This is a genomic window from Ruegeria sp. AP7 (assembly GCF_056539905.1).
The window spans coordinates 17,472-42,415 of sequence record NZ_JBQFVT010000001.1 but is presented as its reverse complement, the minus strand read 5'-3'; the positions used below and the strand labels follow the sequence as shown (position 1 = coordinate 42,415).

25 protein-coding genes are annotated in these 24,944 nt (G+C 57.0%); 20 read left to right on the top strand and 5 right to left on the bottom strand.

Annotated features, from left to right (window positions below; genetic code table 11):
- Positions 1 to 79 precede the first annotated feature (79 nt).
- From ACR0KN_RS00200 to selD, 7 genes are read left to right on the top strand one after another with little or no spacing between them, the layout of a single operon-like run.
- Positions 80 to 2,950, top strand: coding sequence for a monovalent cation/H+ antiporter subunit A (locus ACR0KN_RS00200; protein ID WP_480650515.1), 2,871 nt, complete (start codon positions 80 to 82; stop codon positions 2,948 to 2,950).
- Positions 2,950 to 3,309 (top strand): Na+/H+ antiporter subunit C, encoded by a 360-nt coding sequence (locus ACR0KN_RS00195; protein WP_010438934.1) that lies wholly within the window; start codon positions 2,950 to 2,952, stop codon positions 3,307 to 3,309. The genes ACR0KN_RS00200 and ACR0KN_RS00195 overlap by 1 nt, the downstream gene beginning before the upstream one ends.
- Positions 3,306 to 4,853: a monovalent cation/H+ antiporter subunit D gene (locus ACR0KN_RS00190; protein WP_480650513.1), complete on the top strand. Its 1,548-nt coding sequence runs from the start codon at positions 3,306 to 3,308 to the stop codon at positions 4,851 to 4,853. The genes ACR0KN_RS00195 and ACR0KN_RS00190 overlap by 4 nt, the downstream gene beginning before the upstream one ends.
- A complete protein-coding gene (locus ACR0KN_RS00185) occupies positions 4,853 to 5,350 on the top strand; it encodes a Na+/H+ antiporter subunit E (protein ID WP_480651738.1) in 498 nt (165 codons plus the stop codon). Before ACR0KN_RS00190 ends, ACR0KN_RS00185 begins: the two co-directional genes overlap by 1 nt.
- Positions 5,347 to 5,616 carry a K+/H+ antiporter subunit F gene (locus tag ACR0KN_RS00180; protein ID WP_010438928.1) on the top strand — a complete coding sequence of 90 codons (270 nt, stop codon included), beginning with the start codon at positions 5,347 to 5,349 and terminating at the stop codon, positions 5,614 to 5,616. Before ACR0KN_RS00185 ends, ACR0KN_RS00180 begins: the two co-directional genes overlap by 4 nt.
- A gap of 7 nt (positions 5,617 to 5,623) precedes the next feature.
- On the top strand, positions 5,624 to 6,010 hold the full coding sequence (locus tag ACR0KN_RS00175) for a Na+/H+ antiporter subunit G (RefSeq protein ID WP_010438925.1): 387 nt from the start codon (positions 5,624 to 5,626) through the stop codon (positions 6,008 to 6,010).
- Positions 6,011 to 6,015: 5 nt separating this feature from the next.
- Complete coding sequence (gene selD, locus ACR0KN_RS00170; RefSeq protein ID WP_480650510.1) at positions 6,016 to 8,175, top strand: selenide, water dikinase SelD; 2,160 nt, start codon at positions 6,016 to 6,018, stop codon at positions 8,173 to 8,175.
- On the opposite strand, the gene mnmH is transcribed toward selD, so the two are convergent.
- On the bottom strand, positions 8,166 to 9,218 hold the full coding sequence (mnmH, locus tag ACR0KN_RS00165; RefSeq protein ID WP_480650508.1) for a tRNA 2-selenouridine(34) synthase MnmH: 1,053 nt from the start codon (positions 9,216 to 9,218) through the stop codon (positions 8,166 to 8,168). The genes selD and mnmH overlap by 10 nt on opposite strands.
- A gap of 146 nt (positions 9,219 to 9,364) precedes the next feature.
- On the opposite strand from mnmH, the gene ACR0KN_RS00160 reads away from it, so the two are divergent.
- Positions 9,365 to 11,017 carry a tetratricopeptide repeat-containing sulfotransferase family protein gene (locus ACR0KN_RS00160; protein ID WP_480650506.1) on the top strand — a complete coding sequence of 551 codons (1,653 nt, stop codon included), beginning with the start codon at positions 9,365 to 9,367 and terminating at the stop codon, positions 11,015 to 11,017.
- A gap of 50 nt (positions 11,018 to 11,067) precedes the next feature.
- On the opposite strand, the gene ACR0KN_RS00155 is transcribed toward ACR0KN_RS00160, so the two are convergent.
- A complete protein-coding gene (locus ACR0KN_RS00155; RefSeq protein ID WP_170538761.1) occupies positions 11,068 to 12,651 on the bottom strand; it encodes a bifunctional metallophosphatase/5'-nucleotidase in 1,584 nt (527 codons plus the stop codon).
- 109 nt (positions 12,652 to 12,760) lie between these two features.
- Here ACR0KN_RS00155 and ACR0KN_RS00150 point away from each other — a divergent pair, with 109 nt between their 5' ends.
- Genes ACR0KN_RS00150 through arsC form a run of 4 tightly spaced genes read left to right on the top strand, consistent with a single transcriptional unit; the run spans position 12,761 to position 14,920 of the window.
- Positions 12,761 to 13,099, top strand: coding sequence for a DUF952 domain-containing protein (locus tag ACR0KN_RS00150; protein WP_480650504.1), 339 nt, complete (start codon positions 12,761 to 12,763; stop codon positions 13,097 to 13,099).
- Positions 13,096 to 13,527 (top strand): DUF1330 domain-containing protein, encoded by a 432-nt coding sequence (locus tag ACR0KN_RS00145; protein WP_480650502.1) that lies wholly within the window; start codon positions 13,096 to 13,098, stop codon positions 13,525 to 13,527. The genes ACR0KN_RS00150 and ACR0KN_RS00145 overlap by 4 nt, the downstream gene beginning before the upstream one ends.
- Positions 13,524 to 14,582, top strand: a complete 1,059-nt coding sequence (locus tag ACR0KN_RS00140; protein WP_480650500.1) for a quinone-dependent dihydroorotate dehydrogenase — start codon at positions 13,524 to 13,526, stop codon at positions 14,580 to 14,582. The genes ACR0KN_RS00145 and ACR0KN_RS00140 overlap by 4 nt, the downstream gene beginning before the upstream one ends.
- Positions 14,579 to 14,920: an arsenate reductase (glutaredoxin) gene (arsC, locus tag ACR0KN_RS00135; RefSeq protein ID WP_480650498.1), complete on the top strand. Its 342-nt coding sequence runs from the start codon at positions 14,579 to 14,581 to the stop codon at positions 14,918 to 14,920. The genes ACR0KN_RS00140 and arsC overlap by 4 nt, the downstream gene beginning before the upstream one ends.
- Here arsC and ACR0KN_RS00130 read toward each other — a convergent pair.
- The 3 genes from ACR0KN_RS00130 to ACR0KN_RS00120 are packed head-to-tail and all read right to left on the bottom strand — an operon-like array spanning position 14,917 to position 17,172.
- Positions 14,917 to 16,233: an MATE family efflux transporter gene (locus ACR0KN_RS00130; protein WP_480651736.1), complete on the bottom strand. Its 1,317-nt coding sequence runs from the start codon at positions 16,231 to 16,233 to the stop codon at positions 14,917 to 14,919. The two genes, arsC and ACR0KN_RS00130, sit on opposite strands and share 4 nt — an antisense overlap.
- A 2-nt stretch (positions 16,234 to 16,235) precedes the next feature.
- The gene (locus ACR0KN_RS00125; protein ID WP_010438904.1) at positions 16,236 to 16,751 is read right to left on the bottom strand and encodes a PaaI family thioesterase; all 516 of its coding nucleotides are present in this window, start codon (positions 16,749 to 16,751) and stop codon (positions 16,236 to 16,238) included.
- A 1-nt stretch (position 16,752) separates the two neighbouring features.
- Complete coding sequence (locus ACR0KN_RS00120) at positions 16,753 to 17,172, bottom strand: PaaI family thioesterase (RefSeq protein ID WP_010438901.1); 420 nt, start codon at positions 17,170 to 17,172, stop codon at positions 16,753 to 16,755.
- A gap of 117 nt (positions 17,173 to 17,289) precedes the next feature.
- On the opposite strand from ACR0KN_RS00120, the gene ACR0KN_RS00115 reads away from it, so the two are divergent.
- The 8 genes from ACR0KN_RS00115 (at position 17,290) to ACR0KN_RS00080 (ending at position 24,928) form a co-directional block, all read left to right on the top strand.
- Positions 17,290 to 17,658: a MerR family transcriptional regulator gene (locus tag ACR0KN_RS00115; protein ID WP_170468808.1), complete on the top strand. Its 369-nt coding sequence runs from the start codon at positions 17,290 to 17,292 to the stop codon at positions 17,656 to 17,658.
- A gap of 173 nt (positions 17,659 to 17,831) precedes the next feature.
- Entirely contained in the window at positions 17,832 to 18,233 is a 402-nt protein-coding gene (locus ACR0KN_RS00110; RefSeq protein WP_039536426.1) for a MerR family transcriptional regulator, read from the top strand.
- A gap of 36 nt (positions 18,234 to 18,269) precedes the next feature.
- Complete coding sequence (locus tag ACR0KN_RS00105; protein WP_480650494.1) at positions 18,270 to 20,051, top strand: acyl-CoA dehydrogenase C-terminal domain-containing protein; 1,782 nt, start codon at positions 18,270 to 18,272, stop codon at positions 20,049 to 20,051.
- A 53-nt stretch (positions 20,052 to 20,104) separates the two neighbouring features.
- On the top strand, positions 20,105 to 20,317 hold the full coding sequence (locus ACR0KN_RS00100; RefSeq protein ID WP_010438892.1) for a hypothetical protein: 213 nt from the start codon (positions 20,105 to 20,107) through the stop codon (positions 20,315 to 20,317).
- Between the two features lie 66 nt (positions 20,318 to 20,383).
- Positions 20,384 to 21,022, top strand: a complete 639-nt coding sequence (locus tag ACR0KN_RS00095; protein ID WP_480650492.1) for a glutathione S-transferase family protein — start codon at positions 20,384 to 20,386, stop codon at positions 21,020 to 21,022.
- A 12-nt stretch (positions 21,023 to 21,034) separates the two neighbouring features.
- Entirely contained in the window at positions 21,035 to 22,246 is a 1,212-nt protein-coding gene (locus ACR0KN_RS00090; protein ID WP_480650490.1) for an acetyl-CoA C-acetyltransferase, read from the top strand.
- On the top strand, positions 22,246 to 22,734 hold the full coding sequence (locus ACR0KN_RS00085; protein WP_010438885.1) for a cupin domain-containing protein: 489 nt from the start codon (positions 22,246 to 22,248) through the stop codon (positions 22,732 to 22,734). Before ACR0KN_RS00090 ends, ACR0KN_RS00085 begins: the two co-directional genes overlap by 1 nt.
- Positions 22,727 to 24,928 carry a 3-hydroxyacyl-CoA dehydrogenase NAD-binding domain-containing protein gene (locus tag ACR0KN_RS00080; RefSeq protein ID WP_480650487.1) on the top strand — a complete coding sequence of 734 codons (2,202 nt, stop codon included), beginning with the start codon at positions 22,727 to 22,729 and terminating at the stop codon, positions 24,926 to 24,928. Before ACR0KN_RS00085 ends, ACR0KN_RS00080 begins: the two co-directional genes overlap by 8 nt.
- Positions 24,929 to 24,944: the final 16 nt, after the last annotated feature.

Genomic DNA, 24,944 nt, shown 5'->3' with positions numbered 1-24,944 from the left:
CAGCCCAATCTCTGGACAGTTCGGAATTTTTCCCTACAAAATCAGGACTAACTTGACCGCACAGACCGGAGTATCGCACTTGTCCCTATTCCTTATCGCGGCCCTTCCCTTCCTCGGAGCTGTTTTTCCAGCCCTCTTGATCCGGGCAGGACGAAACGCAGCAGCTTCCGCGGCAGGGCTGACCACATTCCTCGCCCTGATGGGACTATTGATCCATATTCCCAGCGTCATGCGCGGCGAGGTGGTGACTGCGCGATTTGACTGGATACCGGGGCTGGGGCTGAACGCGAATTTCATGCTCGACGGGCTGGGTTTTCTGTTCGCGCTGCTGATCTTAGGGATCGGCTTGCTGATAATCCTGTATGCGCGGTTTTACCTGTCACGCGAAGATCCGATGGGGCAGTTCTATACCTATCTACTGTTGTTTCAGGGCGCGATGGTCGGTATCGTTCTGTCTGACAACATATTACTTCTTCTTATTTTCTGGGAACTTACGTCCCTAAGCTCATTCCTTTTGATCGGCTATTGGAGGCATCTGCCCGAAGGGCGGCAAGGTGCCCGGATGGCGCTGGCTGTCACCGGCTTAGGCGGGCTGGCGATGATCGCCGGGATGCTGATCCTGGGCAACATCGTTGGCTCCTACGATCTAAGCGTCATCCTGCAGAATAAAGAACTGATACAGGCGTCGCCCTACTACCTGCCCGCGCTGATCCTGATACTGCTGGGCTGTTTCACCAAGTCGGCACAATTCCCGTTTCATTTCTGGCTACCGCACGCCATGGCTGCACCGACACCAGTTTCAGCCTATCTGCACTCTGCCACGATGGTAAAAGCCGGTCTGTTCTTGATGGCCCGGATGTGGCCGGTTCTGGCTGGGACGGATGCGTGGTTCTACATCGTCGCCACCACCGGGCTGATCACCATGCTGCTGGGTGCAGTGATTGCGCTGTTCAAGGACGATCTCAAGGCACTGCTTGCATTTTCGACAGTCTCACACCTTGGATTGGTGACCATGCTGCTGGGTTTTGGCACCAAGATCGCGGCTGTGGCAGCCATCTTCCACATCATCAACCACGCTACATTCAAGGCCGCTCTGTTCATGACCGCTGGTATCATTGACCACGAAACCGGCACACGAGACATCAAGCGCTTGGGTGGATTGCGTCACCTGATGCCGATCACCTTTACGATCGGTACCATTGCAGCGCTGTCGATGGCTGGTCTGCCTCCGCTAAATGGTTTCTTGTCGAAAGAGATGATGCTGGAAGAGACGGTGCACACAACCTGGCTGAACTCGCATTATCTGGTTCCCGGTTTGGCGCTATTGGCCGCGCTGTTCTCTGCCGCTTATTCCTTCCGCTTTGTCGCGCATGTTTTCCTGGGGGCTGAACGCAAAGATTATCCAGCTCACCCGCATGACCCCCCTATCGGGTTGTGGCTGGCGCCTGCGTTCCTTGTGGTTCTGGTGGTCCTTATTGGCCTCTATTCCGCGGCGATCGTCGGCCCTCTGGTCGCGGTTGTCTCCAGCGCCGTGATTGGTGGTGAGAAGCTGCCCTATTATTCGCTGAAACTGTGGCATGGTTTCACGCCCGCGCTTTACATGTCAGCGGTAGCAACACTGGGTGGTTTATTCCTGCTGTCCCTGCATCGCAGGGGTGAGCAGATCTGGAATGCCCTGCCCCGCCCCGAGGCCAAGGTGATCTTCGAAGCAGTCATCAGCGTGTTGACCCGCCTTAGCCAGTGGATCACGGATGAGCTGCACAACGGCGTGATCAGCCGCTATGCCATCATCCTGATCGCCTTCACGGTCGGCATCGGTTACTACGCCTTTGCAACTGGCACGATAGGCATAGAAACCAGGGTGCCGCTCCCGGCCCAGATCATTCCCATCATCGGTTGGATTTGCCTTGTCGCGGCGACACTTGCCATCATGTGGTTTCACCGCAACCGCCTGCTCTCACTGGTGTTGATTGGGGTTGTCGGTCTGATCGTATCCATGGCGTTCAACTATCTCTCGGCCCCCGATCTGGCACTGACGCAGATTTCAGTTGAAGTTGTAACCATGATCCTGTTGTTGCTGTCGCTGAACTTCCTGCCCACCGAAACGCCTTGGGACAGCAGCGCCGCACGGCGCTGGCGCGATGCAGCGATTTCGGTTGTTGCCGGGATCGGCTCGGGCGCGTTGATCTACGCGCTGATGATGCGGGATTTCGCCTTTCCGACGATTTCAGATTTCCATCTTGCGAATTCCTACAAAGGCGGTGGCGGCACCAATGTGGTGAACGTAATCCTCGTCGACTTCCGGGGATTTGATACGTTTGGCGAGATCATCGTGCTGGGTATTGCCGCCCTGATCATCTTTGCCCTGACCGAAGCGGTTCTGAGCACCAACGTGCGCGGCTATTTGCTGAACCGCAAACCGCACTGGCCGCAGTCAGGTGACTCGCATCCTCTGATGATGGTTGTCGCCACACGGGTAATGATGCCAATTGCCTTGATGGTTGGTGCCTACATCTTCTTCCGTGGCCATAACCAGCCCGGAGGTGGCTTTATCGCAGGCCTCATCGTCGCCATCGCATATCTGATGCAATACATGGCCAGCGGATACACATGGGCCATCGAACGGCAACGGTTCTATTACCACGGCACGATCGGCTGGGGCGTCCTGATTGCCGCCGCAACCGGTTTGGGCGCGTGGTTTAATGAGCGCCCGTTCCTGACAAGTGATTTCGGTTATATCCACTGGCCACCTCTGGAAGAGTTCGAATGGGCCACGGCAATTCTGTTCGATACCGGAGTGTTCCTCGCCGTATTGGGGGCGGTGATGCTGGCGCTCGACAGCCTGTCGCGGTTCGCCTGGCAGCCGGGCATGGCGCAGGAATTCCCGATGGATATCAATCCGTTGCGGGACAATCCTCCGGAAGATGAAAATGAGAAGGAGCAGGCCTGATGGAAGCGCTCGTAGCCTCTGCCGTAGGTGTGATGACCGCCGCCGGGATTTTCCTGATCCTGCGCCGCCGAACCTTCCCGGTTATTCTGGGCCTGTCTCTGATCACCTATGCCGTGAACGTATTCCTGTTCGCCACAGGACGTTTGGCGCTGGACGCCCCGGCCGTTCTGAACAAATACGAAGATGTGCCCTATACCGATCCGCTGCCGCAAGCGCTGGTTCTGACGGCAATCGTGATCTCGTTCGGAATGACCGCGGTGATCGTGATGATCGCCCTGTCTGCCTATCTGTCCTCGAAGGATGACCATATTGACATGAGTGCGAGCGACAGCGTGGATGCACCGGGAGAAGACGCATGAACCACTGGATCGTTGCGCCGATCGTCCTGCCCGCGATCCTGGCCCCGTTCATCATCATGGTCCTGCGATATCATCTGGATTTGCAACGCATATTCTCGGTCGCGGGGGTAGTCGGGCTGCTGGGGATCGCACTGACCATCACAGCGCAAGCCACAACCGGGGAAATCCAGGTCTATGAGCTGGGCGATTGGCCTGCGCCATTCGGCATCGTGCTGGTATTGGACCGGATGTCGGCCATGATGGTGCTGCTTACGGCGTTGCTGGCCCTGCCCATCGTTCTTTACGCCATCGGATCAGGGTGGGATGATAGGGGCAAGCATTTCCACGCCCTTTTCCATTTCCAGCTCATGGGCGTTTGCGGGGCCTTTCTGACCGGGGACGCCTTTAACCTTTTTGTGTTTTTCGAGGTCCTTCTGATCGCTTCCTACGGGCTCATGACACACGGAGGCGGAGCGGTCCGGCTGAAGGCAGGGGTGCAATACGTCACCTACAACCTGCTGGGTTCTACCCTTTTCCTGTTTGCGCTTGGAACTATCTACGCCGTCACCGGCACGCTCAACATGGCTGATCTGGCTGTTCGGGTCGCAGAAATTCCACCCGAGGATACCGCCCTGCTACGGGTTGGGGCCGTTCTGCTGCTGTTGGTGTTCTGTATCAAGGCTGCCGTGCTGCCGCTGCATTTCTGGCTTCCTGCAAGTTATGCCAATGCGCCGCTACCTGTGGCCGCCCTGTTTGCAATCATGACAAAGGTTGGGGCCTACTCTATCCTGCGGGTGTATACTCTGGTCTTCGGGCCGGACGTTGCCGCAACCGAAGGCCTGGTTGGTGCGTGGTTGCAACCTGCAGCATTGGTCACCTTGGCGGTTGGTGCCGTAGGCATTCTGGGCTCACAGCATATCGCACGGATGGTTGCCTTCTGCGCCATTACTTCGATGGGAACATTGCTCATCGCTATCTCACTATTCAGCGAGGTCGCAACGGCGGCAGCCCTATATTATGTCTTCCATTCGACTCTGGCGACCGCTTTGCTGTTCCTAGTGGCGGATATGGTGATGGAACGTCGTGGAGGTGCCATCACGCCAACTGCACCGATGCCGCAAACCGGGCTGATCTCGGCCCTCTTCTTTGTTGGTGCAATTGCGATGGCAGGAATGCCCCCACTATCCGGTTTCATCGGCAAATTGCTTGTTCTTGACGCCTCGCGCGGGGCGCCGGATGCCAATGCGGTCTGGGCTGTGATCTTGATCGGATCATTCGTGACCATTGTCGGACTGGCCCGTGCCGGCACGCTCATTTTCTGGAAGTGCCACGACGTACAGGCAATCCCGCCAACTGAACCAGATTCCGAAGAAGAACCAGTTGCCACCGCAATTGCGCCTGAACCACACGCAGCCCTTGCGTTTACCTCAGTCTTTGGCGCGGTTCTTGGTCTGGTACTGCTCACACTATTTGCTGGCCCGGCACTGCAGTACACCAGTAAAACCGCAGAACAGTTGTTTACCCCCGAGAACTACATCTCGGCTGTGCTGGGGAGGGAAGAATGATTAAGCTGCTACACCGGATATTCCCCCACCCTCATCTGACCGTACTTCTGACGATCGTCTGGATTTTACTGGCGAATTCGCCGTCGCTGAACTCGCTTGTATTCGGACTGTTGCTGGGGATCATTATTCCGTTCATCACGCAACCCTATTGGCCTGACCGTCCCAAGCTGCGCAATTGGCCAATGGTCGTGGAGTACATGCTGGTCGTGCTGTGGGATATCGTGATGGCCAATATCGCAGTCGCTCGAATTATCCTGTTTAAAAAGGATGCCGACCGCCAACCTGGTTTCGTTTGTGTCCCGCTCGAACTGCGTACGCCAGAAGCGATCACAGTACTTGCTGGAACTATCACCATGACACCCGGTACCGTTAGCTGTGATCTGTCCGCGCAAGGGCACAATCTGCTGGTACACTGCTTGGATGCGCCAAACCCCCAGGAAGTGCGCGACCAGATCAAAAGCCGCTACGAGCGCCGCCTTAAGGAGATTTTCGAATGATCGAATATGCGATATATTTTGCATTCGCCTGTTTCGGAGCGGCGATCATGATGTGCCTTTGGCGGATCATCACTGCAGATGGCGTGGGCACCCGTGTACTGGCACTGGATACTATGGTGATCAACACCATCGCATTGCTGATACTGTATGGGCTGAGCATCGAAACCGAGATTTTCTTTGAGGCCGCGATGATCATCGCCATGCTTGGCTTTGTCTCAACCGTGGCCTACGCGCGCTTCATGCTGCGCGGCAACATCATCGAGTGAGGGCGGCATGACATTCATCTTCGAACTGCTCATTGCCTTCTTCCTGATCGTCTCGGGCATATTCGGCTTTGTCGGCTCCTTTGGAATGATTAAGCTGAAAGACCCGATGTCGCGATTGCACGCACCAACCAAAGCGACAACGCTGGGTGTGGGAGGTGTACTCCTGGCTTCGATCGCACATTCAGTACTGCTTGAGGGCAAACTTTCACTGCATGAGCTGTTGATTACGCTGTTCCTTTTCCTGACGGCACCGATCACGGCCCTGTTCATTGCCAAATGGCACATTCATCGACATGAAAAGCCCAGTGATTTGCCTGATGCGGGCGAGGATGAGCTTTGGGCCACCCACGCCGTTGAGCAGGTTGAAGACGTCCCGGACCACAGCGCGAACTAGTTACAATGCACACTCCACCGCTGCCCCTGACCCGCGATCTGGTTCTGATTGGCGGGGGTCACACCCATGCGCTACTGCTACGCAAATGGGGGATGAACCCGTTGCCGGGCGCACGTGTTACGGTGATCAATCCCGGCCCGACCGCGCCCTATTCGGGAATGTTGCCGGGCTTTGTTGCTGGCCATTATCAGCGTTGGGAACTTGATATCGATCTGGTCCGTCTCGCCCGCTACGCAGGGGCTCGGGTAATATTGGGCACAGTTGAGGGGATCGATCCGGACAGACGTCAAATCCATGTTCCCGGACGCGAGCCGGTGGAGTTTGATGTCGCCTCGGTCAACGTGGGGATCACGTCAGATATGCCTGCCTTGCCTGGGTTTTCTGACCATGCGGTCCCCGCCAAACCCCTTGGCCGCTTCGCCGCACAATGGGAGGAGTATCTTTCAAAGACAGGCCCCGCCTCGGTCGCGGTGATCGGTGGCGGTGTTGCCGGTGCTGAATTGGTCATGGCAATGGCCCATGCCCTGCGTGCCAAGGGGCGCACGGCAAAGCTCACTTTGATCGATAATGCAACCGCCCTGTCCGCAACAGTTCCAAAAGCCTCAGCAACCATCCGTCAGGCCATGAAGCAATTAGGGATCGAGGTTCTTGAGCACGCTTCCATTCAACAAATTTCAAAGGAGCGAATTGATCTGTCAGACGGTCATCAGGTCGCTGCCGAATTCATCACCGGAGCGGCAGGCGCACGGCCATATGATTGGCTTTCCAACAGCAGCCTCGCGCTTCAAGATGGCTTTATCCAGGTGAACGCGTTCCTGCAATCCAGCGATCCTGCGATCTTTGCCGCCGGTGATTGTGCGCACCTCTCAGATAACCCGCGTCCCAAAGCCGGGGTATACGCGGTGCGCGAGGCACCGATCTTGTATGACAATCTGCGCGCGGCGCTGGGTGCCGGGAAGATGAGGCGGTATGCCCCTCAAAAGGATTACCTGAAGCTCATCTCGCTTGGCCAAAAATCTGCGCTGGCCGAACGATTGGGAACCTCGTTCAGCGGACCGCTCATGTGGAAGTGGAAGAACCGCATCGATCAGCGTTTCATGAACAGATTTCGTAAACTGCCCCAAATGCCCGCCCCCCCTCTGCCTCGGTATCACACTGCTGGGATGCAAGAGGCACTGGGAGAAAAGCCGATGTGCGGTGGATGCGGTGCCAAAATCGGTCGAAGAGCGCTGCAAACCGCGCTGGCCGAACTGCCGCGGCTTGAAAAGCCTGACATCACTCACCTGCCCGGCGACGACGCGGCATTGCTGAAGACCGGTGGTGTACGACAGGTTATAACTTCGGATCATCTGCGCAGCTTCACCAATGATCCGACATTGATGACCCGGATTGCCGCCGTTCACGCACTTGGTGATGTTTGGGCGATGGGCGCGCAGCCACAGGCCGCGACGGCCACAATCATCCTGCCCCACATGTCCGCTGAACTCCAGCAACGCACGATGGCCGAGATCATGCAGATTGCCAGCACCGTCATGCATCAGGCCGGTGCTGAAATTGTCGGCGGGCACAGTTCGATGGGTGATGAATTGACCATTGGCTTCACGTTGACAGGTCTTTGCGAAGCCGAACCCATCACGCTAGGCGGTGCGAAATCCGGTGATGCCTTGATCCTGACAAAGCCACTAGGCAGCGGTGTGTTGATGGCCGCTGAAATGGCCGGGCAAGCAAAAGGAGATTGGGTCGTTTCCGCTTTCGAGCACTTGATTCAGCCGCAAGGCGAGGCATCCCACATCTTAAGAGGCGCCCACGCGATGACCGACGTCACAGGATTCGGTCTGGCAGGTCACCTGCAGGGCATGTGTGAGGCTTCGGGATGTGGCGCGACCCTGTCTCTGGCGCAGGTCCCGGTTATGAAAGGTGCAGTTGAACTAAGTGATCAGGGCATCCGATCCACAATCTACGCCGATAACCGCGCCATAACACCTGAACTTCCAACCGGAGGCAAAGCTGACCTGTTGTTCGACCCCCAAACAGCCGGAGGCCTGTTGGCAGCTGTTGCATCCGAGGAGGCTGAACATCTATGTGCCCAACTGCAGGCCGTCGGCTATCCTGCTGCTCTGATCGGCCACCTGAACACGACACCGGGCCTGCACGTTCACAACTGATCGAGTATCCTTACGATCTGTTCCGCTGTCGCGGACAACCCCTTGCCATCAAGTGACGAGGCATCAATCTGGGCGATTACCTCAGCGTGTTGTGCTTTACGGGATTTGGCGTAAGCTGGATCATAGTGCTGCTCCATCAGTGCCTGAGTCAGAGCCCTTTTGTCCCCCGCGTCAATCAAATCCAACCAACCATCGACAATATCATGGCCACGATGAAGCCGCAGCGGTGACAATCGGTCTCGTAGCCTTTCTCTATCTGACAAGATGTCGTCATAGGCCGAAACCAGATAAGCCGTGCGCGCCTCGATCGGCGCATTGATTTGAATTCTAGGTGCCGAACACAGGGCAGACCAAAGGCTGGGTGGCAAGATCAGGCTTCCGATTTTCGACGATTCCGCCTCAACCACTATGGGCCGCGTCTCGTCCAATTCAACCAGAGCTTCGGTCAAAGCGGATTCAAACGCTTTCTGACTGGGTTGGCCGCCGGGCATTTCGCCCAACAATGATCCTCGGTGATTGGCCAACCCTTCCAGATCAACCACCTGAACACCTAGTGTCCGCAAGTGCGCCAGCAGGTCAGTTTTGGCCGTCCCGGTGTATCCGTCCAGCGCGACTAGCCGATAGGGCAGCGCATCATCATAAAGATATTGCTTCACCATCCGGCGGTAGGACCGGTATCCGCCTTCAACCACCTCGGCACGCCAGCCAATCTGTTGCAGCATCCAGCCGAAGGACCCGGATCGCTGACCACCACGCCAGCAATAAACCAAGGGTTTCCAGTCTCCCTCATGGTGGCTAAGTCGGTTCTCAATGTGACCCGCGGCATTGCGAAACACCAGTGCCGCACCCAACTTGCGGGCCAGAAACGGGCTTTGCTGGACATACATGGTGCCAACCCGCGCACGCTCTTCATCGTTCAGAACGGGAAGGTTGATGGCGCCGGGCATGTGATCCTCGGCGAACTCAGCTGGGCTTCGCACGTCAATGACCGTATCAAACTCGTGGCTGTAAAGCTGTGCCAGACTGGAGAATTTCAATGTCATACCAACGGTCTATCGCGCCTATCGGCAGAAGAAAAGCAAGCGGCCATCAGTGACACCGGAGCGCCGCATTGATGAGCCATTGCAATACGCGTGCGCTTGGGTAATGAACTTTCTAAATAGATTTCATTCATGGGACCTGCGCTCGAATGGCACAACAGACCCCGAACTCTCTCAAAAGCAAAGCACTAAGTGACCTTGAGGCGGGAAAGCTGCCTCAGGCACTGAAAAAGGCGCAACTGGGCATCAAGAAATTCCCCAAGGATTCAGATTATCAAGCCATTGCTGGTTTTGTGCTCACCGAGATGAAGCGGTACAAGCAAGCCATTCCCCATTTCGCCGAAGCATCGCGCATGAAGCCTGACGATGTGCAATTTGTTGAAAATCTGGCAAATGCGCTGATGCAAACAGGGCAAATCCCACGCGCGCTTACGTATGCCGAACAAAAGCTGGCGCGTTTCCCCAACAGCAAAGAACTGGTTCGTGTCATCGACGAAATCCAGCTCAAAGGGCAGAACTGGCGCTTGATCATCGATCATGCCACGCAAAAATTGGCGACTGATCCTGATAATGCTGATCTGCTATCATCGCGTGCCCGGGCCTATGGGCAGATCGGCTTTGCGCAACAAAGCACCGAAGATATTTCACGCGCCTTTGAGATAGCACCTGAAAAAGAAGACATCGCCATCCGAAAAGCAGTGAACCTGCATCAGGCTGGCGACAAGGGCGGGTCAAGGCAGATCTTGCTCTCTGTTCTTGCGGCAAATCCTGTTTCAGCTGCGGCGCTATACCAAATGTCCATGGTAGCGGATGAAAAGCAAGCAGAGGAACTTGCCGACACAATTGAAACCGCGATTTCACAAAGCGATCACGACGATTCATTGCTTGGCTTTGCAAAGGCAAACGTGACTTTGGCACGCAAAGGGTTGCATGTGGCGTTGCCTCTATTCGCGCGCGCCAATGCGGCACAACATGCGACAAACCCGTATGACTTTGCAATTGAAGAGAAAAAGCAAAGCGAAATTTGCAGCCTGTTCACCGATGATATGTCTTCAATTGGTTCGATGCCTGACGGCGACCCGAGACCGATTTTTGTGGTGGGGCAGCCCCGGTCGGGCACGACATTGATGGAAATGATGTTGAGTTCCCTACCCGGTGTTGTTGGCTGCGGAGAGCTTATGCTGGGGGCTGATCTTTCAAATTCCTATCTGGATTCGAACACGCCTTTTGACGCGAAAGCAGCCGCAGACTTTGCACAGGAATTCCGCAGACTAATGCCACCGCCCCCCAAGGGTTCAACTGCATTTGTCGACAAGATGCCTCACAATTATCAGCGGGTTGGATTTTTATTAGCGGCTTTCCCTGAAGCCCGGGTTATCAACATGATCCGTGATCCGCGGGATGTGGGCCTATCCAAATGGATCAGGCGTTTTCCTGAACCGGGGCTGCGCTATGCGTCTGATCTTAAGGCAATTGCGCATTCAGCCAACCTGTACAGGTGCTATATGGCGCACTGGAACAACATCTTCGGGGACCGTATCCTGTCGGTATCTTACGAAGAGCTGGTCGCCGATCCTGAAACTCATAGCAAGAACATTACAGCGTTTTGCGGCATCGGATGGGACGAACAGATGATGCACCCTGAAAGAAACACACAGCAAGTGCGCACTGCCAGTGTCGATCAGGTACGCCAGAGAATCTCGACCCGTTCCATAGGCGGCTGGCGTGATGTCACAGACCACATTCAACCTATGTTAGACGGCTTCGACCAAGCGCTTTGGCCTGAGTACAAGTTCGACTGAATCAAAAAGGCCGCCTGTAGTGGGCGGCCTCTCCGTTTGTTGTGCGAGCCTTACTTTTGTTTGATACGACCGTCCAGATAGGGCTGGTATGGGGCGTTCTCGGCAAGGTATTCGGCCGTTACATCCGCCAAATCGGGGCCAAAGTCATAAGCGTTCTTGTCATCGCCCGAGAATACGCTGTACCCGTCACCACCGTTGCGGACATAGTTGTTTGTGACAACCAGATATGTCGCCGCCGGATCGATAGGCGCAAAGCCGTCACCGTCGGCGACCATGACCTCGACAATCCGGCCTTCATTCGGTGCGACCGATGGATCCCAGGTAAAGGTCATGCCCGCCACCTGCGGGAAGCGACCTTTGACCTCTTCAACCTGGCTCACGCCATTCTCAAGTGCGTCGATGACACCCTGGCCGCTGATCTCAAAGGTCGAGAGCGTGTTCTGGAACGGCAGAACCGTCAGAACTTCGCCCATGGTCACTTCGCCTTCATCGATTGAAGCACGCAGCCCACCAGCGTTGGCGATAGCGATCTGAGTACCCTGATCTGCCACACGCGCAAGCATCGCGTCCGCAACCAGATTGCCCATCTCGCATTCCTGCACACGGCAAACATCACGAGATCCTTCGATGGTCGCGCCAGAATTGGCAACAACACGCTGCTTCATCTCTTCAATCGGGGCGCCCATTTCCGCGACACGCGCCGCGATATCTGCATCTGGAGTGACCGAGGCATCCAGCAGGATCGGCTCACCTTCTGCCGAAATCAGGTTGCCGTCATCGTCAAATGTCAGCACGATCTCACCCAGATATTTCGAATACGCATAGGCCTGAACCACCGGGACGTCGCCCACCATTGTCGGGTAGGCGCCTGCGGCGTCTTCATTCGTGTTCGACAGCAATGTGTGCGAATGCCCGCCAACTACGAGGTCCAGACCCGGCACTTTCTCGGCGATCTCGATATCTTTGGGCAGCCCCACATGGGTCAGCGCGATAATAATGTTCACACCCTCGTCCTGCAGGGCAGCGACATCGGCCTGAAGGCTTTCAATTTCGTCTTGAAAAACGACGTCTTTGCCCGGGCTCGAAGTTTCAACGGTATCCGTTGCGAGGGCTGAGATGATGCCTACTTTCTGGCCGCCGACGTCCAGTACAACGTGGTTATCCACCTTGCCCTTCAGTTCAGCCGAAGAAGACAGGTCCAGATTGCCAGAAATCACAGGAAAACTGACCGTATCTACGAAAGCGGCCAAGCCCGCAGGGCCGTCATCGAACTCGTGATTGCCAACCGCCATCACATCGTAACCGATGGCTTCCATAAATTCTGCTTCGGCAGCACCTTTATAGGTCGTATAGAACAACGAACCCTGAAACGGATCGCCCGCGTCCAGCAGCAGGACATTTTCGTCCGCCAATTCGCCGCGCTTGGCATCCACAATTGTCTTCAGGCGCGCAACGCCGCCAAAGCATTTGCCTTCGGCCTCACCCTCGGCGTCACAGGTCGAATCGTATTTGTTAATGGATTCGATGCGGCTGTGAATGTCATTCGTATGCAGAATCGTAAGCTTGTATTCGGCCGCTGCCATACCGGCTGTCAGGCCCAATACAGCGACCGAAGTTAAAAATCGGGTGAACATCTCAAAACTCCCTATCGTTGTTTTGTCGTGATCGTGCGCGTTGCGCAGCAAAGAGTCAAAGGGGGAAATCCAGCTTGATTCCATCAGCCGCGCAAGGCATCAGACCGATATGCTGATTTACAAGATTTTCCGGGCCGACGAGTGGGCCGACTTGCAGGCACACGGAGCCTCGAACGGGGCTCCGATTGATGTGACAGATGGGTTCGTCCATTTCTCAACCGCAGAGCAGGCTGAGGAGACTGCCGCCAAGCATTTCGCTGGTATCGCGGGGTTAACACTTCTGGCATGTAATGCCGATGCTATGGGCGACGATCTGAAATGGGAGGTCTCGCGCGGCGGCGCGCTGTTTCCTCACCTTTATCGTCAAATTCGAATGTCGGACGTGATTTGGTCGCAAGACCTGCTCTTTGATGGTCAAGCCCACCGGTTCCCGGAGGGGATGGAATGACCCGCCTCATCGACCCGGATCGGGAACAGTTTGAGGCATTCAAAGACCTCAACCGTGACCATCCGATCGAGATGCTCAACCTGGTGAAGTTCCGCGAGACAGCACAGTATCCGTCGGATCATCCGCTGGCTAGTGCTGGGTTGACCGGAGCGCAAGCCTACCGCAACTACGGGGCAGAGACTGCCCCAATCATCGCCCGCATAGGTGCAACGATCCTTTGGCGCGGTACGTTTCAGACTACGCTTATCGGGCCGCAGGATGAAGAATGGGACGAAGTGTTTATCGCCCGCTATCCGACCGCCCATGCGTTTCTTGAGATGGTGACCGACCCAGCTTATCGCGCTGCCGTGATGCACCGGCAAGCCGCCGTTGAAACCTCGCGCCTGATCCGTTGTGCGCCGACAGAAGGTGGAGATTCCTTCGGATGAAAATGACTGAGAAACTGGGGTTGGCCGCCCTGCACCGCCTTGACCCTGAAATCGCGCATGGGCTTTCGATCAAGGCCCTGACCTCGGGGCTGGCACCAACGCCCGGGCCGGTCACATCGGATCGGCTTAAAACCGGTGTTGCAGGCCTGGAATTGCCAAACCCCGTTGGACTAGCTGCGGGGTTTGACAAAAATGGTGAGGCACTGGCACCACTTTCGCGTGCTGGATTCGGGTTTATTGAAGTGGGCGCGGTGACACCCCGCCCACAGCCCGGGAATGCAAAGCCGCGCCTGTTTCGCCTGACCGAAGACCACGCGGCGATCAACCGCTTTGGTTTCAACAATGAAGGTATGGAGGTCATGGCCGCGCGTCTGGCGCAGCGCCCCAAGGACGCGGTGATCGGGTTGAACCTTGGGGCCAACAAGGACAGTGACGATAGGTCAGGTGACTACGCCAAAGTGCTCGCCCATTGCGCCGCACATCTGGACTTTGCCACCGTCAATGTGTCTTCACCCAATACCGAAAAGCTGCGGGACTTGCAGGGCAAAGCGGCGCTATCTGCGCTACTGAGTGATGTGATCGAAACCCGAAATGCGCTGCCCCGCCCGATCCCGATCTTCTTGAAAATCGCCCCGGACCTGACCGAGGCCGAATTGCAGGATATCGCCGATGTCGCCCGTGAAACCGGCGTGGACGCGGTGATCGCCACTAACACCACGCTGTCGCGCGATGGCCTGCGCAGTGCACACAAGGATCAGGCCGGTGGCCTATCCGGCGCGCCCCTGTTCGAGAAATCGACGCGAGTGCTGGCGCAGCTCAGCCAGTTGACGGGCGCAGATATCCCGCTGATCGGGGTTGGCGGCATCAGCACGGCAGAACAGGCCTATGCCAAGATCTGCGCCGGAGCGTCCGCAGTGCAGTTCTACACGGCGATGGTCTATGGCGGGATTTCTCTGGCCGCTGAAATCGCGCAGGGGTTGGATGACCTGCTGGCACGCGACGGATACACCTCGGTCGCGCAGGCGGTGGGCAGCAAACGAGAGGACTGGCTATGATCGAATATTGGCACAACCCGCGCTGCTCCAAGTCCCGCGCGGGGCTGGCATTGCTGCAGGAAAACGGTGCACAGCCTGAGGTGCGCAAGTATCTTGAAGACGCGCCCTCGGCTGATGAAATCCGGACGGTTCTGGCCAAGCTGAATATCCCGGTGATTAGCATGATGCGCACCGCAGAGAAGACGTTCAAAGAGCTGGGTTTGACCAAGACCTCGCCCGATGACGAGCTTATTCAGGCCATGGCCGACCACCCGATCCTGATCGAACGTCCGTTGGCCATCGCAGGCGACAAGGCCGCTATCGGACGCCCGCCGGAAAACCTGCTGGGCTTGCTTTAGGCGATCTGTGCCTCAAGTCGAGGATAGCGCCAACCAAGCGTAAGCCCACGCGCGATGTTCAAGACCATCAGCGCGGCCCAGAGGCCATGATTGCCCATCGTCGGCACCAGCATGAATAACGCCACCACGTACAACGCGACTGACTGGATCATCGCGTTGCGCATATCGCGGGTCCAGGTGGCGCCGATATAGATACCATCGAACATCCAGCTTGCCACCCCGATGACCGGTGCCAGAGCAGCCCAGAACAGATATTCGCGTGCTGTCGCCCGAACCTCGGGCGATGTTGACATCAGATCGATCAACGCCGGCCCTGCCAAATAAAACACCAGCCCTAGCCCGATGGCCCCGCCAACGCCCCATTGCGAAGCCATGACCGACGCGCGCCGGACCTTGCGGCGGTCGCGTGCGCCGACAGCTCCTCCGACAAGAGCTTCAGCCGAAAAGGCAAAGCCGTCCAAAGCAAAGGCAGTGATTTCGAGAAACTGCAACAGCACCTGATTGGCCGCCAAATTCACGTCGCCCAGATCGGAACCGACAAATAGAAACGTTGTGAATGCCCCGGTCAACAAAACCGAGCGCACCATAATATCACCGTTTACCTGCATCATCCGACGCAAACGCATTGGGTCAAAAATTCGCGGCCAATCCCGCCACTGTTTGCCGCCAAACGCCTCTCGGCACAGCCATAAGCCCAGCGCAAGGCCTGTCCATTCGGCGATCAGAGTGGCAATGGCAACGCCTTCGACACCCCATCCAAGGCCAAGCACGAACCATAGATCCAGCGCGATATTCAGCCCGTTCATCCAGATCTGCAGGATGAATACGCCTCGCGTGCGTTCGACTGCGATCAGCCAGCCTGTCACCGCATAAAGGGCAATCGTGGCCGGAGCGCCCCAGATGCGAATTTCCAGATAGGCGCGCGTCAGAGACTCGACCTCGGCGCTGGCTGGAGACAGTACAAAGGCGCCTAGAAACAGCCAAACCTGCGCAGCGATAAAGACCAATCCGGCCGAGGCGCCCAGCAGCAAGCCGCGCATGAGCAAAGCTCCGGTTTCTGCTGTATCGCCCGCTCCGCGCGCCTGTGCGGCCAGCCCGGTGGTCCCCATCCGCAGAAAGCCAAAAATCCAATAGATCGCCGACAGGATAACAGCACCCATGCCCACTGCCCCGATAGGTGCTGCCAGCCCCATCTGGCCAACAACGCCGGTATCGACCGCGCCAAGGATCGGCACGGTCGCGTTCGACAGCACGATCGGCATCGCGATTTTCAAGACGCGCCGATGGGTGATGGGCGCGTTGGCCTCCTCCAAGCTCACGGCTTTGTCGGAGGCTGCGGCATTAAGAAATGCCCGGTGCCTTGCGCAAAGAGTTTGGCGTGGTTGTCCTGCCAAGCCTCGACCCGGACAGAAGCATAACGTCGACCCGATCGGTTGATGAATGCGCGTGCATAAGCGTCTCGCGGCAAGCCAGACCGCAGGTAATCGACCGTGAAGTCGATGGTTTTGGGAAAGCGGATATTCTCGTCGGTCAAGATATCTTCGGCACCGATCTCACCGCTTTCAATCCTGGGGAACATATGCTCCCAACTCAGCGTGATAACGGCAGTGACTTCCAGGAACGCCGCCGTCACACCGCCGTGGATGGCAGGCAGAAAGGGATTGCCGATCAACTTCTCATCGAAATTCAGTACACCTGTCAGTTCGTCCCCACGCCGGTCGAATGTAATGTTGAGGAACCGAATATACGGCACACCTTCGACCAAAGCGGTCAGAGCGGCATCACGGCGTTGCTTGACTACCTGCATGGGTTCGGGGCGAGGTCTTGCCATCTCAGCGCCCCTCCACGGTGAATGCGCCAGAGGCAGTAGCAACCGGTCGGTCGCTGTCATCATCCGTCGCCGTCGCACGAACAAAGGCCACATTGCGCGTGATGTGATAGCAGGTCGCCCGCGTCCGGATACTTTGACCGGGCGTCGCGGCCCGCATGTAGTCAATACGAAGATCGATTGTAGCGGTTCCTCCGGGGGCCGATGGGTGGCTCATCACCGCAGCACCACAGCAAGTATCAAGCATGGCAGAAACCGCGCCACCATGGATTACTCCGGTTCTGGGGTCGCCGATTAGTTGCTCGTTGTAGGGCATCGAGATTTCGGCCTCACCCTCTCCGATGTGGGTCAAATCAAGCCCCAGGGCTTTTGCATGCGGAATCGCCTCGATGAACTGCCGCGCTAAAACTGTCTTATCGACCATGGGGTTGGGTCCTATCCTTATAGCCGCCCCTTTATGGGCCTGCGTTTACGCCAAGGGCAAGCCCACCTGTTGCGCTTGCCGCAACGACGCCCTAGGTTGCAGCCGAGGAGACCCAGAATGTCCGACACCCGTTTGTCATTCAAAGAGATGTGCGCCGAGTTCGACGTGACCCCGCGCACCCTGCGCTATTACGAGTATATCGAGTTGCTGCAACCGGACCGCGAAGGTCGGTCGCGGTTCTATGGTGCTCGTGAATGCGCAAGAATGAAACTGATCCTACGTGGTCGCAAGTTTGGATTTCCTCTGGAAGAGATTCGCCAGTGGTTGCTGATCTACGAAGATCAGGGCGATCAGGCCCAGATGGCGACCTTCATCGAGATGGCAGATCGACAAATGGAAGAGCTACGTCAGCAACGCGCGCAGTTGGATGAGGCGATGGATGCGTTGCAGCAATTGCGCGATCAGACTGTCGAATTGCTGAAATAGCCCCCTTCCCTTACGGCAACAAAATTGCCGAAACCCCTGTTTACGCGACCGGATGTTACGTCAACTTATTTGTGACGCAGCGTCCGCATTACGTAAACGTCACTTGTGTGTTGTAAAACGCTCATCGACTGCGCAACTCAGGTTGCATGACGCCAGTGATGAGAGTTTGAACCATGACCGAAGATCTGCTGACCATCCGCGAAATGTGCGAGACATATGATGTCACGCCCCGCACATTGCGGTTCTACGAGGCCAAAGAGCTTTTGTTTCCGATCCGCGAGGGCCAAAAACGCCTGTTCACCAAACGGGATCGTGCACGCCTGAAACTGATCCTGCGCGGCAAGCGGTTTGGCTTCAGCCTCGAAGAAATCCGCCAGCTTCTGGACCTGTATCACGTGGGTGACCAACAGCTGACACAGATGTCCCGCACATATGAAATCGCGTGCGAGCGCCTTGCTGACATGGAATCGCGCCGCGAAGAGCTGACACAGGCCATCGACGAGTTGAAAGAGCAGTTGCGCTGGGGCGAGAAGGTGATCGCCTCGATGAAACAGGAAAAGAAGGCGGCTGAATAAACCCGCCTCCGGACATATGAATTAAGGGAGCTTCACATGCCCGTCTACAACGCGCCAACCAAAGACACGCAGTTCATCCTGCACGACGTTTTGAAAATCTCACAGTCGGATATCCCCGGCTATGACGAACTGGAAGCCGAGTTTACCGGCGCGGTTCTGGAAGAGGCTGGCAAGGTTGCCTCCAACGTATTGCACCCGCTGAACGTGGTGGGCGACACCGAAGGGTGCCGGTTGGAAAACGGTATTGTGTACACTCCCACAGGTTTCAAAGACGCCTTTGAGCAGATGAAAGAAGGCGGCTGGACGGGCCTCGACATGCCGGAAGAGTATGGCGGCCAGAATATGCCCTATGTCATCGGTACAGCGGTGGGTGAGATGTTCTCGGGCGCGAACCAGGCATTTGTGATGTATCAGGGCCTGACCCACGGCGCGGCCTCAGCCATTCTGGCGCACGGCACTGACGAGCAGAAGAACAAGTACCTGCCCAATATGGTCAGCTGCGAATGGACCGGTACCATGAACCTGACGGAACCGCATTGCGGCACCGATCTGGGCCTGATGCGCACCAAGGCGGAACCGCAGGACGATGGCAGCTATAAGATTTCCGGCCAGAAGATCTTTATCTCGGCTGGCGATCACGACATGGCTGACAACATCATCCATCTGGTGCTGGCCAAAATCCCTGGCGGTCCCGAAGGCATCAAGGGCGTATCGCTATTCATCGTCCCCAAATTCATCGTGAACGAAGACGGTTCGCTGGGCGAGCGCAACGGTGTTTCGGTCGGCAAAATCGAAGAGAAGATGGGCATCCACGGCAACTCGACTTGCGTCATGAACTATGACGAGGCAACCGGCTGGCTGCTGGGCGAAGAGCACAAAGGTATGCGCGCCATGTTCACCATGATGAACGAAGCGCGTCTAGGTGTGGGCATGCAAGGCCTGTCTCAGGCCGAAGCGGCCTATCAAAACGCCTTGGAATACGCAAAAGATCGCCTGCAGGGCCGCGATGTTACAGGCGTGAAAAACCCGGACGGCCCCGCCGATCCGCTGATCGTGCACCCCGACATCCGCCGCAACCTGATGGATCAAAAAAGCTTCACCGAGGGTGCACGTGCGTTCATCCTGTGGGGCGCGACCATGATCGACAAGGCGCACCGCTCGGGAGACAAAGACGCGGACGGGCTGATCTCACTGCTGACGCCAGTCATCAAAGGCTTCCTGACTGACGAAGGCTACGACATGACTGTTCAGGCGCAGCAGGTCTATGGCGGCCACGGCTACATCGAAGAATGGGGCATGTCGCAATACACCCGCGATGCCCGCATCGCGATGATCTACGAAGGCGCAAACGGTGTTCAAGCGCTGGACCTCGTGGGTCGGAAGCTGGCCCAGGACGGCGGCAAGCATGTCATGGCCTTCTTCGAGATGGTCAAAAGCTTCTGCAAGGAAAACGGCGGCAAGGAAGAAGCTTACGATAAAGCCTTCATCGAACCGCTGAAGGCCGCTTCCAAGGACCTGCAGGCCGCTGGCATGTACTTCATGCAGGAAGGCATGAAGAATCCCAACAACGCTCTGTCCGGGTCATACGACTTCATGCACATGTTCGGCCATGTCTGCCTGGGCCTGATGTGGGCGCAGATGGCAAAGGCCGCTCAGGACGCGCTGGCGGGTGGAGCCTCGGACAAAGAGTTCTACGAGACCAAGATTAACACCGGTCGCTTCTACATGGCCCGCCGCCTGCCCGCGACAGCCATGCATCTGGCCCGCATCCAGACAGGGGCGGACACGGTGATGGCACTGGACGCGGCGAACTTCTGATCTCAGTGTGGGCTCGGTTATAGCAACCCGAGCCCACCAATGGAGGAGACAAGATGCCAAAACGCTTTCGCCTGACCCGCCGATTTCCGGTCGCGATGACTGAGGACGGCTACCGTAAGCTCCGCGGTTTCGCACGAGAGGCGGGATTGGATGAAGGTGAGGCTTTGTCGTTCCTTTTTGAGAACTTCAACAGCGTGATCGATCACGAAAACCTGACGCATAGGCTGCGCATATTTAATTCAGAGCTGGAAGCTCGAAAACGTTAAAACTTCGTGCTGGCCACTGAAGGTAGCACCGAAAACATATCTTTTTGCCTTGGGAGGGGCGCATTCATGACCATTCAACTGCATTGCTTTGGTGAAAGCGGAAACAGCTACAAAGCCGCGCTTGCGTTGGAAATGTCCGGTCTGGACTGGGAGCCGGTCTTTGTTGATTTCTTCGGGGGTGTGACGCGCACCCCTGAATTTCGGGCAGAAGTGAATGAGATGGGTGAAGCCCCCGTGATGGTGGACGGTGATTTTCGCACCAGTCAGTCCGGCGCGATTCAGGCTTATGTGACGGAAAAATCAGGAAAATTCGGCGGCAAAGATCGTGATGAAAATTACGAGATCTTCAGATGGGTTCTGTGGGACAACCACAAGCTTAGCTCAATGGCCGGGCTGACCCGTTTCCTGATCAACTTTTTGCCCGAAAAGCACCGCAACCCGGATGTGATCGCGTTCAATCAGGGTCGCCTCAAGGCAGCTTATCAGACGCTGGATGCCCATCTTGACGGCCGTGACTGGATCGTTGGCAACGGCGTGACCAATGCTGACATCAGCTGCTGCGGCTACCTTTATTACCCCGAACCATTCGGCTTTGATCGTGCTGACTGGCCCAACATTGACGCCTGGTTGACGCGCCTCAGCGAACAGCCCGGCTGGAAACACCCCTACGACCTGATGCCCGGCAATCCGTCGGATCGAGCTTAAGGAGAAGACCCCATGACCGAAGCCTATATCTATGACGCCCTGCGTACTCCGCGCGGCAAGGGCCGCAAGGATGGCAGCCTGCACGAGGTAACCTCGGTGCGTCTGTCGGCCCTGACCCTGAACGCAATGAAAGAGCGCAACAATCTGGAAGGTCACGCCGTCGAGGATGTGATCTGGGGCAACGTCACGCAGGTGATGGAGCAAGGTGGCTGTCTGGCACGCTCAGCAGTTCTGGCTTCGGATCTGGATGAATCGATCCCCGGCCTGGCGATCAACCGTTTCTGTGCCTCGGGCATGGAGGCCGTGAACTTGGCCGCAAACCAGGTCAAAGGCGGCGCAGGTGAAGCCTATATCGCAGGCGGTGTCGAGATGATGGGCCGGGTGGCCATGGGCAGCGATGGTGCGGCGATTGCCGTTGACCCGTCTTTGGCGATGGAAACCTATTTTGTGCCGCAAGGTATCTCGGCCGACATTATCGCAACCGAATATGGGTTCAGCCGCGACGATGCGGATGCGCTGGCCGTTGAATCTCAGAAACGCGCGGCTGCTGCGTGGGAAGACAACCGCTTTGATAAGTCGGTGATCTCGATCAAGGATCAGAACGGCCTGACCATTCTGGACCGCGACGAATACATGCGCCCCGGCACAGATATGCAGAGCCTCGGCGCGCTGAACCCATCCTTCCAGATGATGGGCGAGCAAATGCCGGGCTTCGACAAGGTTGCGATGATCAAGTACCCGCATCTTGAGCGCATCAATCACATCCACCACGCCGGTAACAGTTCGGGCATCGTGGATGGAGCGGCGGCTGTACTGATCGGCAACAAGGAGTTCGGCAAGAAATACGGCCTGAAGCCGCGCGCGCGCATCAAGGCGACCGCGAAGATCGGTACCGACCCGACGATCATGCTGACCGGCCCTGTTCCTGTGACCGAGAAGATTCTGGCCGACAACGGCATGAAGATCGGCGATTTGGACCTGTTCGAAGTGAACGAAGCCTTCGCCTCGGTCGTACTGCGGTTTCAGCAGGCATTTGATGTCGATCCTGCGCTGGTAAACGTCAATGGCGGCTCGATCGCGATGGGTCACCCGCTGGGTGCGACTGGTGCGATGATCATCGGTACGCTGCTGGACGAGCTGGAGCGCCAGGACAAAGAAACCGGTCTGGCCACACTCTGCATCGCGTCCGGCATGGGTGCGGCAACCATTATAGAGCGTGTCTGATGCCTAAAATTGATCTTTCCAAAATACCGTTTCGGAACGGTTCGGGCTATCCCGGCAAACTGGCAAGAGCGGGCGATGACCGCTACGTCCAACCCTTGGGCGATGCGAACGGTTTGACGCAATTTGGGGTCAACATCGTACGGCTGGAACCGAACGGCCTGTCCTCGCTGCGCCATTACCACATGGAGCAGGACGAGTTTGCCATCATGCTCAGCGGCAAATGTGTGCTGATCGATGATGATGGCGAGCATGAGATGCTGCCCGGTGACTGCGCCGCCTGGCCTGCAGGTGACGCAAATGGCCATCACCTTGTGAACAAAACCGACGCGCCCGCATCCTTTCTGGTGGTGGGCACACGGACCCCGACCGAGACCGGCTATTACAGCGACATAGACATGATGGTGAAGTTTGAGGGCGACGACTTTCGCTTTACCCGCAAAGACGGCAGCCCGCTGACGGCTGACCAGATTGGAGATGACAATGACTGATTTCACCCTCAGCAAAGACGCCGACGGCGTTGCCTTCATCACCTGGGACGTTCCGGGCAAATCCATGAATGTTCTAAGCCGCGAGGCTTTTACTTTGGTCGGTGAACTGATCGATCAGGCGCTGGCAGATGATGAGATCAAAGGGATTGTTATCACCAGCGGTAAGGAAGGGTCGTTTGCGGGCGGCATGGATCTGAGCACCCTCGCCACGATCCGTCAGGAAGCCGGAGACGAGCCGGCTCAGGCTTTGTTCGACTTTGTCATGAGCGGCCACAACATCCTGCGTCGATTGGAGCTGGCGGGCATGGACCCCAAGTCCAAAAAAGGCGGCAAACCAGTGGCTTGCGCCATCAACGGCACTTGTGCTGGGATCGGGACCGAGATCGCATTGGCCTGCCATCACCGCGTGATGACCAGCAATCCCAAAGCTAAAATCGGCTTACCTGAAATCCTTCTGGGCATCTTCCCCGGCGGCGGCGGCACCATGCGCTACAGCCGGATGGTTGGTGCAATGGCGGCGGCTCCGGTGCTGCTGGAAGGCAAGATGATGGACTCAAAGAAGGCCAAAGGCGCGCAACTGATCGACGCCGTGGCGGACGATCCGGTTGCCGCGGCCAAGGAATGGGTTCTGAACGCCGAGGATGCCGATCTGGTCAAACCATGGGATGCGAAAGGCTACAAAATGCCCGGCGGTGCGCCCTATCACCCTGCAGGCTTCATGACCTTCGTCGGCGCAAGCGCAATGGTGAACGGCAAGACCCTAGGTGCATTCCCCGCCGCCAAGGCTCTGCTGAGTTCAATCTACGAAGGCGCTTTGGTTGACTTTGACACCGCCCTGAAGATTGAGGCGCGTTGGTTTACAAACGTCCTGATGAACCCGTCCTCGTCGGCGATGATCCGGTCGCTGTTCCTGAACAAGGAAGCGCTGGAAAAAGGCGCTGTGCGGCCCAAGGATGTGCCCGATCAGAGGGTCAAGAAGGTCGGCGTTCTGGGTGCTGGCATGATGGGCGCAGGCATTGCTCTGGTCTCGGCTCAAGCGGGCATGGAAGTTGTTCTGATCGACCGTGATCAGGGAGCAGCCGACAAAGGCAAAGCCTACTCCGAGGCCTATTTGGACAAGGGTATCAAGCGCGGCAAGGTTACGGCTGAGAAGAAAGAGGCCATGCTGTGCCAGATCACCGCGACCCCCGATCTAGAGAACCTCAAAGGCTGCGATCTGATTATCGAAGCCGTGTTCGAAGACCCGGGCGTCAAGGCCGAGATGACCAAGAAGGTCGAAGCGATCATCCCTGAGGATTGCATCTTTGCCTCGAATACCTCGACTCTGCCGATTACCGATCTGGCCAAGGCGAGTGTGCGGCCTGAGCAGTTCATCGGCATCCACTTCTTCTCACCAGTTGAGAAGATGTTCCTGGTTGAGATCATCAAGGGCAAGGAAACTGGCGATCGGGCAGTGGCAAAAGCACTGGATTACGTGCGTCAGATCCGCAAAACGCCGATCGTGGTCAACGACGCACGCTTCTTCTACGCCAACCGCTGCATCATCCCCTATATCAACGAGGGTGCTCGGATGATCACCGAGGGCGTCAGTCCGATCTTGATAGATAATGCCGCGCGGCAGTTGGGTTTCCCGGTAGGACCGATCCAGTTGACGGACGAAACCTCAATCGATCTCGGGGCCAAGATCGCACGGGCCACGAAAGCAGCGATGGGCGATGCCTATTCTGATAGCCCTTCGGACGATCTGATCTTCTGGATGGAGGAACAGGGGCGTCTAGGCCGCAAGGCCAATGCCGGATTCTTCGACTATGACGACAAGGGTAAGCGCGTCGAGTACTGGAAGGGTTTGCAGGACAAATACCCGCTGGCTGCCGAACAACCCGACCTGATCGAAGTGCAGGAACGCCTGATGTTCGCGCAGGTTTTGGAAGCGGTTCGCGCGTTGGAAGAAGGTGTTCTGGAAGACATCCGCGAAGGCGACGTGGGTGCGATCCTTGGATGGGGTTTTGCCCCTTGGTCCGGTGGTCCGCTCAGTTGGCTGGACATCATCGGCACGCCCTATGCGGCTGAGCGTTGCGACCAACTGACCGAGGCCTATGGCGAGCGTTTTGCGTGCCCACCGCTCCTGCGCGAAATGGCCGAGAAAGGTCAGAGTTTCTATGGTCGCTTCAACCCGGCGGCCAAAGCTGCCTGATATTGAACTGCTGGCG